Source organism: Pseudomonas sp. LH1G9, from assembly GCF_002949975.1.
Lineage (GTDB): Bacteria > Pseudomonadota > Gammaproteobacteria > Pseudomonadales > Pseudomonadaceae > Aquipseudomonas > Aquipseudomonas veronii.
Genome location: NZ_CP026880.1, coordinates 6068333 through 6081261 on the forward strand (window position 1 = coordinate 6068333; position 12929 = coordinate 6081261).

At 61.1% G+C, this 12929-nt stretch carries 11 protein-coding genes; 5 read left to right on the forward strand and 6 right to left on the reverse strand.

Annotated elements, in window-relative coordinates; translation table 11 throughout:
- Positions 1-300 precede the first annotated feature (300 nt).
- The 5 genes from C5F70_RS28165 to C5F70_RS28185 all read right to left on the reverse strand — a co-directional run bounded on the left by C5F70_RS28165 (position 301) and on the right by C5F70_RS28185 (position 6279).
- Positions 301-759 carry an N-acetyltransferase gene (locus tag C5F70_RS28165; protein ID WP_017848365.1) on the reverse strand — a complete coding sequence of 153 codons (459 nt, stop codon included), beginning with the start codon at positions 757-759 and terminating at the stop codon, positions 301-303.
- 92 nt (positions 760-851) lie between these two features.
- On the reverse strand, positions 852-1685 hold the full coding sequence (gene eutC / locus C5F70_RS28170) for an ethanolamine ammonia-lyase subunit EutC (RefSeq protein ID WP_017848364.1): 834 nt from the start codon (positions 1683-1685) through the stop codon (positions 852-854).
- Positions 1682-3076, reverse strand: coding sequence for an ethanolamine ammonia-lyase subunit EutB (locus tag C5F70_RS28175; protein ID WP_017848363.1), 1395 nt, complete (start codon positions 3074-3076; stop codon positions 1682-1684). The genes eutC and C5F70_RS28175 overlap by 4 nt, the downstream gene beginning before the upstream one ends.
- Positions 3077-3139: 63 nt before the next feature.
- The gene (gene eat / locus C5F70_RS28180) at positions 3140-4573 is read right to left on the reverse strand and encodes an ethanolamine permease (RefSeq protein ID WP_017848362.1); all 1434 of its coding nucleotides are present in this window, start codon (positions 4571-4573) and stop codon (positions 3140-3142) included.
- 185 nt (positions 4574-4758) lie between these two features.
- A complete protein-coding gene (locus tag C5F70_RS28185) occupies positions 4759-6279 on the reverse strand; it encodes an aldehyde dehydrogenase family protein (protein ID WP_017848361.1) in 1521 nt (506 codons plus the stop codon).
- Positions 6280-6553: 274 nt separating this feature from the next.
- Here C5F70_RS28185 and C5F70_RS28190 point away from each other — a divergent pair, with 274 nt between their 5' ends.
- The 5 genes from C5F70_RS28190 to C5F70_RS28210 all read left to right on the forward strand — a co-directional run bounded on the left by C5F70_RS28190 (position 6554) and on the right by C5F70_RS28210 (position 12226).
- Positions 6554-8479: a sigma-54-dependent Fis family transcriptional regulator gene (locus tag C5F70_RS28190; protein WP_104904375.1), complete on the forward strand. Its 1926-nt coding sequence runs from the start codon at positions 6554-6556 to the stop codon at positions 8477-8479.
- Positions 8480-8690: 211 nt separating this feature from the next.
- Positions 8691-9764 (forward strand): hypothetical protein, encoded by a 1074-nt coding sequence (locus C5F70_RS30715; protein ID WP_126588956.1) that lies wholly within the window; start codon positions 8691-8693, stop codon positions 9762-9764.
- Between the two features lie 209 nt (positions 9765-9973).
- Positions 9974-11323 (forward strand): UDP-N-acetylmuramate:L-alanyl-gamma-D-glutamyl-meso-diaminopimelate ligase, encoded by a 1350-nt coding sequence (mpl, locus tag C5F70_RS28200; protein WP_017848358.1) that lies wholly within the window; start codon positions 9974-9976, stop codon positions 11321-11323.
- Positions 11320-11949 (forward strand): flavin prenyltransferase UbiX, encoded by a 630-nt coding sequence (gene ubiX / locus C5F70_RS28205; protein WP_104904376.1) that lies wholly within the window; start codon positions 11320-11322, stop codon positions 11947-11949. The genes mpl and ubiX overlap by 4 nt, the downstream gene beginning before the upstream one ends.
- Positions 11942-12226 carry a YceK/YidQ family lipoprotein gene (locus C5F70_RS28210; RefSeq protein ID WP_017848357.1) on the forward strand — a complete coding sequence of 95 codons (285 nt, stop codon included), beginning with the start codon at positions 11942-11944 and terminating at the stop codon, positions 12224-12226. Before ubiX ends, C5F70_RS28210 begins: the two co-directional genes overlap by 8 nt.
- 58 nt (positions 12227-12284) lie before the next feature.
- Here the strand turns inward: C5F70_RS28210 and C5F70_RS28215 are convergent, their stop codons facing one another.
- The gene (locus C5F70_RS28215; protein WP_017848356.1) at positions 12285-12926 is read right to left on the reverse strand and encodes an oxidoreductase; all 642 of its coding nucleotides are present in this window, start codon (positions 12924-12926) and stop codon (positions 12285-12287) included.
- Between the last annotated feature and the right edge of the window lie 3 nt (positions 12927-12929).

A 12929-nucleotide genomic window follows, 5' to 3' on the forward strand; every position in this document is an offset into this window, starting at 1 on the left:
CCTGTGTGAATGGCCCGACTCAGCAGGCCTGTGCGGAGGCTCGGGTAATAAGGCTACAAGTATTTGTCGCGCTTCTTACAATCCTGAAAGGTCGGCATTATACGGATTGAGAAGTGAAAAGAGTGTGTGGGTTTTGTAGCGGGTGATGTCATGGCACTCGGCTCCCAGAGCACCACAGAACCAAATGTGGGAGGGGGCTTGCCCCCGATCGGGTCGTGCCAGTTATAAATAGTCTGACTGGTCCACGGCTATCGGGAGCAAGCTCCTCCCACAGGGACTTTGGGGGGCTTGGGGATGGGGTCAGTCTTCGCTGATCGGCAACACGTAGTTCTTGAACTCGCTGTCTTCGCGAAAACCCATCGACTCATACGTCTTCTGCGCCACGTTATTGTTGCTGCTGGTCGACACCCGCAGCCGCACCGCATGGGTTTCCTTGGCCATCTTCTTCGCCGCGCGCATCAGGTTGTCGGCTACCAATTGCCGGCGCGCGTCTTCGGCGACGTAGATGTCGTTGAGGATCCACACCCGTTTGAGCGACAAGGAAGAAAAGCTCGGGTACAGCTGACAGAACCCGAGCAAGCGCTTGTCGTCGTCATCGGCCAGGGCCAGGTAGATCACCGATTCCTTGCGGCGCAGGCGTTTTTCCAGGAAGGCCCGCGAAGAGTCCGGGAACGGCAGCGCCCCGTAGAACTCGCGGTATTTGACGAATAACGGGGTCAACAGGTCCAGGTGTTCCAGGGTCGCTTGAGTGATCCGCATGCCAGGCCTCAACTTCCAGATGGTATATGACCACGCGAGCGGCCGTGACTCGATGCTGCCTAAAGACGCGAAAAAGCGCAATCGTGCGGGGATCAGTCGGTGGGCGGGCTGAGCAGGAAATTGCCTTTCACCAAGTCCGGGTCATCTGACTCGATGGTCTGAACCTGCGCCTCATCCTTGAGGTTGACCCCCGACAACTGCCGGCGGCAGGCCTCGCGCATCAAGTACAGCAGGCGGTGGGCTGCCATGCCATAACTCAAACCCTCCAGGCGCACGTTGGAGATGCAGTTGCGGTACGCATCGGTGAGGCCAACCTTGGGGTTGTAGGTGAAATACAGGCCCAGGCTGTCCGGCGAACTGAGCCCCGGTCGTTCACCGATGAGGATCACCACCATCTTGGCGCCGAGTAGCTGGCCAATCTCATCGGCCACCGCGACGCGGCCCTGTTCCACCAGGATCACCGGTGACAAGGACCAGCCTTCGGCGTGGGTCTGTTCCTCCATGCGCGTGAGAAACGGCAACGTGTGTTTATGTACCGCCAGCGCCGACAGACCATCGGCCACCACCACGGCCAGGTCGATGCCGCCCGGGTTGGCCGCCGCATGGTCGCGCAGCGCCTGGGCCGACTCATCGCTCAGACGCCGCCCCAGGTCCGGGCGTTGCAGGTAGCTGTGGCGGTCGACGGCGGCGCTGTGCAGCAACAGGCTGTCACGCCCGCGTTCGGCGAGCTGAGTGCTGAGGCCGACGTGGTCGAAGGGCAGGTGGACCGCGTCCCGCGCCTGGGCGTGGGCAAATTGGAAGTCCAACTGTGCGCTGGTGGGGATGCTGGTGCCAGTACGGCCCAGGGCGATGCGCGCCGGGGTCAGGCGACGCAGTTCCAGCCACGGGTTTTCGGGTAAGTCTGGTTGCACGGGCGGCTCCTTCATCCCAATTGCGCCAAGGCGTGGCGAAACGCCGGTGGCAGGCTGTTGCCGAAGCGCACTTTGCCGTCGGCTTGCGTGAAAATGCCCATGTTCGCCAGCCACTGTTCAAACTCCGGCGCCGGCTTTAAACCCAATGTCTGGCGGGCGTACAGGGCGTCGTGGAACGAGGTGGTCTGGTAGTTGAGCATGATGTCGTCGGAACCGGGAATGCCCATGATGAAGTTGATCCCGGCCACGCCCAGCAGGGTCAGCAGGGTGTCCATGTCGTCCTGGTCGGCTTCGGCGTGGTTGGTGTAGCAGATGTCGCAACCCATCGGCACCCCCAGCAGCTTGCCGCAGAAGTGGTCTTCGAGGCCGGCGCGGATGATCTGTTTGCCGTTGTACAGGTACTCGGGGCCGATAAAACCGACCACGGTGTTCACCAGAAACGGCTTGAAGTGCCGGGCCACGGCGTAGGCGCGGGTTTCACAGGTTTGCTGGTCGACGCCGAAGTGCGCGTTGGCCGACAAGGCGCTGCCCTGGCCGGTTTCGAAATACATCAGGTTTTGCCCGAGGGTGCCACGGTTCAGGCTCAGGCCTGCTTCGTAGCCTTCCTGCAGCACGCTCAGGCTGATGCCGAAACTGGCGTTGGCCGCCTCGGTGCCGGCGATCGACTGGAACACCAGATCCAGCGGCACGCCACGGTTGATGGCTTCGATGGAGGTGGTGACGTGGGTCAGCACGCAGGCCTGGGTGGGGATTTCGTAACGCTGGATGATCGCGTCGAGCATCTCCAGCATGGCGCAGATCGAGGCGATGCTGTCGGTGGCCGGGTTGATGCCGATCATGGCGTCGCCGTTGCCGTACAACAGGCCGTCGAGAATGCTCGCCGCGATGCCCGCCGGTTCGTCGGTGGGGTGGTTGGGTTGCAGGCGGGTCGACAAGCGGCCGCGCAGGCCCATGGTGCCGCGAAACCGGGTGACCACGCGGATCTTCTGCGCGACCAGCACCAGGTCTTGCACGCGCATGATCTTCGACACGGCGGCGGCCATTTCTGGTGTCAGCCCTGGCGCCAAGGCGCGTAGGGATTGTTCATCGGCTGCGTCACTGAGCAGCCAGTCGCGCAGGCCGCCGACGGTCAGGTGGCTGACGGCGGTAAACGCCTGTTTATCGTGGGTGTCGATGATCAGTCGGGTGACTTCGTCGCTTTCATAGGGAATCAGCGCCTCTTGCAGGAAGTGCTTCAGCGGGATATTCGCCAAGGCCATTTGCGCCGCCACCCGCTCGCCATCGTTCTGTGCGGCGACGCCAGCGAGGAAGTCGCCTGAACGGGCGGGGCTGGCCTTGGCCATCACGTCCTTGAGGCTGTCGAAGCGGTAGGTCGATGCACCCACCGCGTGGGAAAAACTTGCCATACAGTGTCTCCTTGATGACGCGGGCAAATATGGGTAAGGCGCCCGCGTCGAGGTTTACGGCAGTCAGTGCAAGGCGGCCTCTGCGGCCTGGATCGCCGCGAACTCTTCTTCCGGCGTGCCTGCTACCAAGTGATGCCGGCTGTAGAAAGCAAAGTAAGCAATTAATACTCCATAGATGATTGCAGCGCCAATCACCACTCGCGGGTCGACCAGAAAGCCCGCCACCACGGCCACGCAGGCCAGTACCAGGGCCACGCCGGAGGTAAAGATGCCGCCCGGCGTGCGGTACGGGCGATCCATTTTGGGGCGACGGATGCGCAGCGTGATGTGCGCGGCCATCATCAGCACGTAGGAAATGGTCGCGCCAAACACCGCCACCAGAATTAGCAGGTCGCCCTGGCCGGTCAGCGACAGGCCGAAACCGATAATGCCGGGGATCACCAGCGCCAGGACCGGCGCCTTGCTTTTGTTGGTCTGGGACAGTTTGCGCGGCAGGTAGCCGGCGCGGGACAATGCGAAGATCTGCCGCGAATAGGCGTAGATAATCGAGAAAAAGCTGGCGATCAAGCCCGCCAGGCCGACCAGGTTGACGAAGCTGCCCATCCAGGTCGAGCCGCCATACGACAGCGCCAACGCTTCAACCAGCGGGTTGCCGGACTTGATCAGCGCGTAGGTGCCGGCGCCGCCCGGTGCAATCACCAGGATCAGCAGGGCAAAACTGGTCAGCACCACAATGGCGCCGATCAGGCCGCGAGGCAGGTCGCGCTTCGGGTTCTTGGTTTCTTCGGCGGCCAACGGTACGCCTTCGACCGCCAGGAAGAACCAGATCGCATAGGGAATCGCCGCCCACACGCCGACGTAGCCGAATGGCAGGAAGGTGCTGGCGCCCTTGGCGTCGGTCACCGGGATGTCGAGCAGGTTGGCGACGTTGAAGTGCGGCACCATCGAGACCAGGAACACGCCCAGTGCAATGGCGGCGACGGCGGTGATGACAAACATCAGCTTCAAGGCTTCACCCACGCCAAAGATATGGATGCCGATGAAGATGATGTAGAACGCCAGGTAAATCATCCAGCCGCCGATGCCGAACAACGACTCGCAATAGGCGCCGATGAACACCGCGATGGCGGCGGGGGCGATGGCGTATTCGATCAGGATCGCGGTGCCCGTCAGGAACCCGCCCCAAGGGCCAAAGGCGCTGCGGGCAAAACCGTAGCCACCGCCGGCAGTAGGGATCATGGAAGACAGTTCGGCCAGGGAAAAGCACATGCACAGGTACATGGTGGCCATCAGCAATGTGGCGAGGAACATGCCGCCCCAGCCACCCTGGGCCAGGCCGAAGTTCCAGCCGGCGTAGTCGCCGGAGATCACGTAGGCAACGCCAAGGCCGACCAGCAGCACCCAGCCGGCGGCGCCTTTTTTCAGTTCGCGTTGTTGGAAGTATTGGGAATCGACTTTTTCGAAGTCGACGGAGGATCCAGTGGGTTCGCTAGGCATGGGAAAGTACCTTTCATTCTTATTGTTTTGGTCCCGACAAGTTGTCGCCGGGTAATGTAGGAGCGAGCTTGCTCGCGAAAAACTTCAGAGCACTGCGCAGAGCCAGGCTATCCGCGTAATCGTTGAGGTTCTTCGCGAGCAAGCTCGCTCCTACGGGGGGCGGTTATCGCCCCGGCGGTGTTGGGTTAGAAGAAGCCCAATGGATTGATGTCGTAGCTCACCAGCAGGTTCTTGGTCTGCTGGTAGTGATCCAACATCATCTTGTGGGTTTCACGACCGACGCCGGACTTCTTGTAACCGCCAAACGCGGCATGCGCCGGGTACAGGTGGTAGCAGTTGGTCCACACGCGGCCCGCCTTGATCGCCCGGCCCATGCGGTAGGCGCGGTTGATGTCGCGGGTCCACAGGCCGGCGCCGAGGCCGAACTCGGTGTCGTTGGCGATCGCCAGGGCTTCGGCTTCATCCTTGAAGGTGGTGATGCTCACCACCGGGCCGAAAATTTCTTCCTGGAACACCCGCATCTTGTTGGTGCCCTTGAGCAGGGTCGGCTGGATGTAATAGCCGGTGGCCAGATCACCTGTCAGCTTCTCGACCTTGCCGCCGGCCAGCAACTCGGCGCCTTCGCCCTTGGCGATTTCCAGGTACGACAGGATCTTGTCGAACTGCTGCTCGGACGCCTGGGCGCCGACCATGGTGTCGGTGTCCAGCGGGTCGCCACGCTTGATCGATGCGACCTTCTTCATCACCACTTTCATGAAGTCGTCGTAGATCGACTCTTCCACCAGCGCGCGGGATGGGCAGGTACACACTTCGCCCTGGTTGAAGAACGCCAGCACCAAGCCTTCGGCGGCTTTCTCGATGAATTGCGGTTCGGCTTTCATGATGTCGGCGAAGAAGATGTTCGGCGACTTGCCACCCAGTTCAACGGTGGACGGAATGATGTTCTCGGCCGCGCAATGCATGATGTGCGCGCCCACCGGGGTAGAGCCGGTGAAGGCGATCTTGGCGATGCGCTTGCTGGTGGCCAGGGCTTCGCCAGCTTCTTTGCCGAAACCGTGTACCACGTTCAGCACGCCCGGCGGCAGCAGGTCGCCGATGACTTCCATCAGCACGTTGATGCCCAGCGGAGTTTGCTCGGCCGGCTTGAGCACCACGCAGTTGCCGGCGGCCAGGGCCGGGGCGAGTTTCCAGGCGGCCATCAGCAGCGGGAAGTTCCACGGGATGATCTGGCCGACCACGCCCAGGGGCTCATGGAAGTGATAGGCGGCGGTGTGTTCGTTGATTTCGGCGCTGCTGCCTTCCTGAGCACGGATGCAACCGGCGAAGTAGCGGAAGTGGTCGGCGGCCAGCGGGATGTCGGCGTTGAGGGTTTCACGCACGGCCTTGCCGTTGTCCCAGGTTTCGGTGATGGCCAGCAGTTCGAGGTTCTGTTCGATGCGGTCGGCGATCTTCAGCAGCACCAGCGAGCGGTCCTGGGCAGAGGTTTTGCCCCAGGCGTCGGCGGCGGCATGCGCGGCGTCCAGCGCCTTGTCGATGTCTTTGGCGGTGGAACGCGGGAATTCGGCGATGGGCTTGCCGTTGACCGGGGAAGTGTTGGTGAAGTAGTTGCCATCGATCGGCGCCACGAATTCGCCGCCGATGTAGTTGCCGTACTTGGCCTTGAACGAAACGATGGCGCCTTCAGTACCGGGGTGTGCGTAACGCATGGTGGGTATCTCCTGGCTTTTTATGTTTATTGGAGTGCAGCGCGGCAAGCGCTTGATAAAGCGTAGAGCAAAGGTCGGGCCACTGCCTTGCAAGCCAGTTAAATCAGGGGGTTGGCGAGAGCCAAAAAGTGCGGCTGTGCCAGCCTTGGTACAGTCTGTGTGACAGTTTGTGCCATGCACGGTACAACCTGTGACCGGTGGGTCGGCGCGGGATTGCAATGGCCGGGTGGCTGGGGGATGCTGGACGTTCTCACGCAGGGAGAATAATAAGAACATGCATCACGATCATTTCAGTCGCCATGCCCAGCAAGTCTTGACCGTGACCCGTGGGCAAGACCTTTCCCAGGGCCCTGGCAGCGACCCGTCCATCGCCCGCTCCTGGCTGCGTTGCCTGGAGGATTATCACCTCGACCCTGCGCTGAGCATCGCCCCCACCGTGCTCGAACATGGCCGTCTGCTGAAAAGCCGCGAGCGCCTGCAGCAGGTGCTGCACATCGCTGGCGGCGAGATGAACAGCCTGCATCAGCAACTTTCGGGCGCCGGTCACGCCGTGTTGCTCACCGACGCGCGCGGGGTGATCCTCAACTGCGTCACCGCGCCGTCCGAGCGCAAGATTTTCGAGCGCGCCGGGTTGTGGCTCGGCGCCGACTGGAGCGAGGCCTGCGAAGGCACCAATGGCATCGGCACCTGCCTGGTGGAGCGCCAGTCGTTGACCATTCACCGCGATGAGCATTTTCGCGGGCGCCACACCGGGCTGACCTGTTCGGCGAGCCCGGTGTTCGATCCCCATGGTGAGTTGCTGGCGGTGCTGGACGTGTCGTCGGCGCGGGAAGCGGTGTCGCGTCAGAGCCAGTTCCACACCATGGCGCTGGTCAACCTGTCGGCGAAGATGATCGAGAGTTGTTACTTCCTGCGTCACTTTGAACACCACTGGCTGCTGCGTTTTCACTTGCAGGCGGAGTCCGTGGGCTTGTTCAGTGAAGGGCTGCTGGCGTTCGACGGTGAAGGGCGCATTTGCGCAGTCAACCAAAGTGCCCTGAACCTGTTGGGGCAGATGCGTGGTGGCTTGCTGGGGCAGCCTGTGGAAGCGCTTTTCGAATGCACCCTGGATCAACTGCTGGGCCGCGCCAGCGCCAATGCCACAGCGAGTTGGCCGCTGCGGACGCGGGACGGTCGACATCTGTTTGCCGCGTTGCGCGGCCAGCCGCGCAGTGTGCCGGTGCCCGTACCGCCGCAGCCGGTGGTTGCCGCCAAGCCCGAGCGTCTGCTCGGTATCTGCCTGGGCGATTCCGCGTTGCAAAGCGATTTTCGCAAGGCGTTGCGCGTGTTCGAACGTGATGTGCCGCTGCTGGTCAACGGTGAAACCGGTTCCGGCAAAGAGGCCTTCGCCAAGGCCGTACACCAGGCCAGCCAGCGTGCGGACAAGGCTTTCGTTGCGCTCAACTGCGCCGCCATCCCGGAAAGCCTGATCGAAAGCGAACTGTTCGGCTATCGCGGCGGCAGTTTCACCGGTGCCCGCAAGGAAGGCATGCGCGGCAAGCTGCAACAGGCAGATGGGGGCACGTTGTTCCTGGATGAAATCGGCGACATGCCCCTGGCTTTGCAAACCCGGCTCTTGAGGGTGCTGGAGGATCGCCTAGTGGTGCCCATCGGCGGCGAGCCCCAGGCGGTAAACGTGAGAGTCATCAGCGCCACCCACCGTGATTTGTTGCAACGTGTGCAGGCCGGCAGCTTTCGTGAAGATTTGTACTACCGACTCAATGGCCTCGAAATCGGCTTGCCGCCGTTGCGCGAGCGCAGTGATAAGCCGCAATTGCTGGATTTTCTGCTGGCCCAGGAAGCCGGGGAGCAGACGATAACGCTCGATGCCGGCGCGCGTCAGGCATTGCTGGCGTTCGCCTGGCCGGGCAATGTGCGGCAGTTGCGCACGGTGTTGCGCACCCTGGTTGCACTGTGTGACGGCGCGTTGATCGGTGTCGATGATTTGCCGCCGATGATCCGCCCGGCGTCCTTGGCTATGCCTGCTGCGGATGTCCCCCCGCTGTCGCTGCTTGAGGATGCCGAGCGCCTGGCATTGTTGAAGGTCCTGACGCAGCAGCGCTGGCATATGACCCTTGTGGCTGAACGGTTGGGGGTGAGCCGCAACACGTTATATCGAAAGTTACGCAAACATGGCATTGAACTGCGTTCGGCGTTGTAATTCGTAAGTTGTTGTCGAGTGTGTGGGAGCGGTTTTTAATTGTTGGTTGTAGGGGGATTTACTGTTTTTGCTTTTGTGGGTTAATTGTTGAGAAAGTGTGTCCTGGCTGGCGCGGAAGTAAATGCATGTAATGTTGTTTCGGTGGAACTGAGATAGATATTTTTGTCACCCAGTGAATGCAAGTTTTTATTGACTGACTAAGGTGATGATTATGAATGTTACAGGTGTTCCAACTTACACTACAGTGCCGTCCAGTGACGTTTCAGCTGATGTTACTCAAACTGCCAATAATACTGGATCGACCGGTAACCCGCGCAACGCCGCTTCGGCTACTTGGAAAAATGATCGCTCCGAGCTTACTTATGATGCCGAACGTTTGAACTCGGACACGCAGGTTCGTAGCAAAAGGGGAATTGATTTCGGACGTTTTTTCCGCAGGCCGACGCATAGCACTTCCCGCGTGCCGTCTGGGACGCCCGGTAAATATACTCCGGTTAAGGGATCGTCTTTCTCAAACCCACCTTCCGCTCCCGCACCTAATAAGCCCTTTCGAGATCTGATTAGTAACAACCGGTTCGGGAGCACTACCCTTCCTTCCAGGTCTCACCCCGTTCCCAAGACGTTTGGCGAGGTGGCGCAAAACCTCGTCACTGCCGATCGCCTGGTCAAGGCAGGCGTGTTCAAGACCGGGCCAGATCTGAAAACCGTGACACGGGACGCTTTCGTGAATGCCGCAGTCAACGGCTTGGTCAGTACGCCATTGAGTATTGGTACTTACGCAGGCTCCGTATGGAGTGGCGAGCAGATCAAGGGGGCGTTCAGCGCCAATACCCCCTTACTTCCTCCCGCGCACCAGCCCGCGCCGAGTCAACAGAACGGTGTGGCGGGATCGGCGCCGAGTCCTTCATCGCCGCAAGACCTGGCGTTGCACTTGGACAATGCAGAATTAAAACTGCTCTTGGTCAGTAATACGATCCAGGCCTATACCGAAGGGAGCGAGGGTCAAGCCTTGGATAAAAGCCCCGATTGGCCAACCGAGACAACTGCCCGACTTGATATGTTGGAAAAGCAATACAACACCGTCGAGTCGAACTTGGAATTAATCTCTAAGGAAAATGATTTTATATTCAGGCCCTTTAAAAGTGATACCGCCGCCACCGAGAAAGACCCTGTGCGCCGCCTTGAAACATTGGATCGACGCAATCAGGCTGTTTTAAACCAGATCTCCCGTATCAATACGGTGTTGGAGCCGAAGGGGCCGCTATCCTCGATGCAGTTTGTCTGATGCGGGTTATGCAGGGGAGGCCGTTAATTGACACCCCATAGTGACCCCTCGTATACGCTGAGTCCGGTGCAGTCACGGCGGGTGACGGCACCGGGCTCAACGACCGCACTGCCGGCCGAATTCAGACGATTGAGCTGGCGTGTACCGCTAAAAGAGTGCGATTTCCCCCTCCCTGCGCTAACCTGCCTCGATGTTTTACGAGGTCGACCATGCACATTCATATTCTCGGTATTTGCGGTACTTTCATGGGCTCGATGGCGGTTCTGGCCAAGGAGTTGGGCCACCATGTGACGGGTTCCGATGCCAACGTCTATCCGCCCATGAGTACGCAACTGCAAGCCCAGGGCATCGAGTTGACCCAGGGCTATGATCCATCCCAATTTGATCCGGTCCCCGACCTGGTGGTGATCGGCAACGCCATGTCTCGGGGCAACCCTGCGGTCGAGTACGTACTGAACAAAGGTTTGCCGTATGTGTCCGGCCCCCAATGGCTGGCCGACCATGTGCTGCAAGGGCGCTGGGTGCTGGCGGTCGCTGGTACGCACGGCAAGACCACCACCAGCAGCATGCTGGCCTGGGTGCTGGAGCACGCAGGCATGAGCCCGGGTTTCCTGATCGGCGGCGTACCGCAGAACTTCTCGGTGTCGGCGCGCCTGGGCGATACGCCGTTCTTCGTGATCGAAGCCGATGAATACGACAGCGCGTTCTTCGACAAACGCTCCAAGTTTGTCCACTACCGCCCGCGCACGGCGATCCTGAATAACCTGGAGTTCGATCACGCGGATATCTTCCCCGATCTGGCGGCCATCGAGCGGCAGTTCCACCATTTGGTACGCACCATCCCGAGTGAGGGCCTGGTGATCCACCCGACCACCGAGCCGGCCTTGCAGCGCGTCATCGACATGGGCTGCTGGACGCCGGTGCAAACCACCGGCGCGGGCGGGCAGTGGCAGGTCAGGTTGCTCAGTGAAGACGGTTCGACATTTGAAGTGCTGTTCGAAGGCGAGGCCCAGGGTGTGGTCGACTGGGACATGACCGGCCAGCACAACGTTGCCAACGCCCTGGTCACCTTGGCGGCGGCACGGCATGTTGGCGTGGTGCCTTCCATGGGCATCGCAGCCTTGAGTGCGTTCAAAAGTGTGAAACGGCGCATGGAAAAGGTTGCCGATGTGAATGGGATTACCATCTACGACGACTTTGCCCACCACCCAACGGCGATTGCCACAACCCTTGATGGCCTGCGCAAGCGGGTCGGTGATGCGCCGATCATTGCGATTATCGAACCGCGCTCCAACTCCATGAAGCTCGGCGCGCACCGCGATGGTTTGCCGGAGAGCGTCAATGATGCGGACCAAGTGGTCTGGTACGCACCGGCCAACCTCGGCTGGGACCTGCCCGCCATTGCGGCGCTGTGTCACGTGCCGTCGACGGTCTGCGATTCGATCGAAGGCATCATTGAACACGTCAAGCAACAGGCCACGCCCGGCACCCACGTGGTGGTCATGAGCAACGGCGGCTTCGGCGGCCTGCACGGCAAATTGGCCGAGGCCCTGAAATGAGCGGGCCCGAGCGCGTGACGCTGGCGATGACCGGCGCATCCGGCGCGCCCTATGGCTTGCGCCTGCTCGACTGCCTGGTGCGCGAGGAGCGTGAAGTTCATTTCCTGATCTCCAAGGCCGCGCAACTGGTGATGGCCGCCGAGACCGATGTCGCGCTGCCGCCCAAGGTGCAGATGATGCAGGCGTTCCTCACCGAGTACACCGGTGCGGCGGCGGGGCAGATCAAGGTCTACGGTAAAGAGGATTGGATGTCGCCGGTGGCCTCCGGCTCCGGCGCGCCGGCGGCGATGGTGGTGGTGCCGTGTTCCACCGGTACGTTGTCGGCGATTGCCACGGGCGCCTGCAACAATTTGATCGAACGGGCCGCCGATGTGACGTTGAAAGAGCGGCGCCAGCTGATTTTGGTGCCGCGTGAGGCGCCGTATTCGAGCATTCACCTGGAGCACATGCTCAAGTTGTCGAACATGGGCGTGACCATCTTGCCGGCGTCGCCTGGTTTCTATCACCAGCCGCAGACCATCGATGACCTGGTGGATTTTGTGGTGGCGCGGATTCTCAACCTGCTGAACATTCCCCAGGACATGCTCCCGCGTTGGGGTGAGCACCATTTGAGCAGCGATGAATAAGGCGCTGTTGGTATTACTGGCGTTGCAACTGGCGGGCTGCGCCACCGCACGCACGCTGGATGCGGCGAAGCCTGGCGCGCCGGTTGTGTACGCCGGTACGCGGCTGGACCTGTATGCGATGAACGGCGGCTGTTGCGCGATGGACCGTTTTGGTGCCGAGGCGCCGAGCTATCCCGGCGTCGACCTGCCAGCCAGCGCGTTGCTCGATACCCTGCTGTTGCCGCTGTCGGTGTTGACGGTGTTGGGGGTAGGGTTCAACGCCACGGGAGGACTGTGACTCCGCGCTCAGGCCCCATCTGAACCCACATGTTGAGCTGGCAGCTCGGTTGGCGGGTTTATTTACCCAGCTTGCGCAACTCATCCGATTCGACCACACGCACACCATCTTGCTCTTCCAGCGCCAGGCGCCACATGGCGCGTGCCAGTTCGCACACTTCGATGCCGTGGTACTTGCCTGGAATCAGCCGTGACAACGGCCCGGCCAATTGCTCGGCCAGGCGCGGTTCGAGGCGCTCCCCCAGCAACAGCGAAGGCCGCACGATGGTCAGTTGCGGCCAACCCTGGGCTTTCAAGGCGTCTTCCATTTGCCCTTTGATCCGGTTGTAGAAGATCGAGGATTTCGGGTCGGCGCCAATCGCGCTGATGACGATCAGGTGCCGCGCGCCCATTTCCCGCGCGCGCTTGGCAAAGGCCACGACCAGGTCCAGGTCGATCGCGCGAAAGGCGTCCTCGGAGCCGGCTTGCTTGATCGTGGTGCCCAGGCAGCAGAAGGCGATATCGACCTGGCCACGCAGTTGCGGCAGGACCACCGCCGGGTCGCCCACTGGGTTTTCCAGGCGTGGATGTTCGGCCAATGGCTTGCGGCTGGGCGCCAGCACACGGGTCACGGTGGGTTCGTTGAGCAGGCGATCGAGCAGGTGTTCGCCGGTCAGGCCAGAGGCTCCTGCGAGCAAAATATGCTGAGGCGTCAGGTACATGGT

Coding starts and splice junctions, on each gene's coding strand:
- C5F70_RS28165 (WP_017848365.1), bottom strand. CDS start 759: ATGCGGATCACTCAAGCGACCCTGGAACACCTGGACCTGTTGACCCCG.
- eutC (WP_017848364.1), bottom strand. CDS start 1,685: ATGAAGGAGCCGCCCGTGCAACCAGACTTACCCGAAAACCCGTGGCTG.
- C5F70_RS28175 (WP_017848363.1), bottom strand. CDS start 3,076: ATGGCAAGTTTTTCCCACGCGGTGGGTGCATCGACCTACCGCTTCGAC.
- eat (WP_017848362.1), bottom strand. CDS start 4,573: ATGCCTAGCGAACCCACTGGATCCTCCGTCGACTTCGAAAAAGTCGAT.
- C5F70_RS28185 (WP_017848361.1), bottom strand. CDS start 6,279: ATGCGTTACGCACACCCCGGTACTGAAGGCGCCATCGTTTCGTTCAAG.
- C5F70_RS28190 (WP_104904375.1), top strand. CDS start 6,554: ATGCATCACGATCATTTCAGTCGCCATGCCCAGCAAGTCTTGACCGTG.
- C5F70_RS30715 (WP_126588956.1), top strand. CDS start 8,691: ATGAATGTTACAGGTGTTCCAACTTACACTACAGTGCCGTCCAGTGAC.
- mpl (WP_017848358.1), top strand. CDS start 9,974: ATGCACATTCATATTCTCGGTATTTGCGGTACTTTCATGGGCTCGATG.
- ubiX (WP_104904376.1), top strand. CDS start 11,320: ATGAGCGGGCCCGAGCGCGTGACGCTGGCGATGACCGGCGCATCCGGC.
- C5F70_RS28210 (WP_017848357.1), top strand. CDS start 11,942: ATGAATAAGGCGCTGTTGGTATTACTGGCGTTGCAACTGGCGGGCTGC.
- C5F70_RS28215 (WP_017848356.1), bottom strand. CDS start 12,926: ATGTACCTGACGCCTCAGCATATTTTGCTCGCAGGAGCCTCTGGCCTG.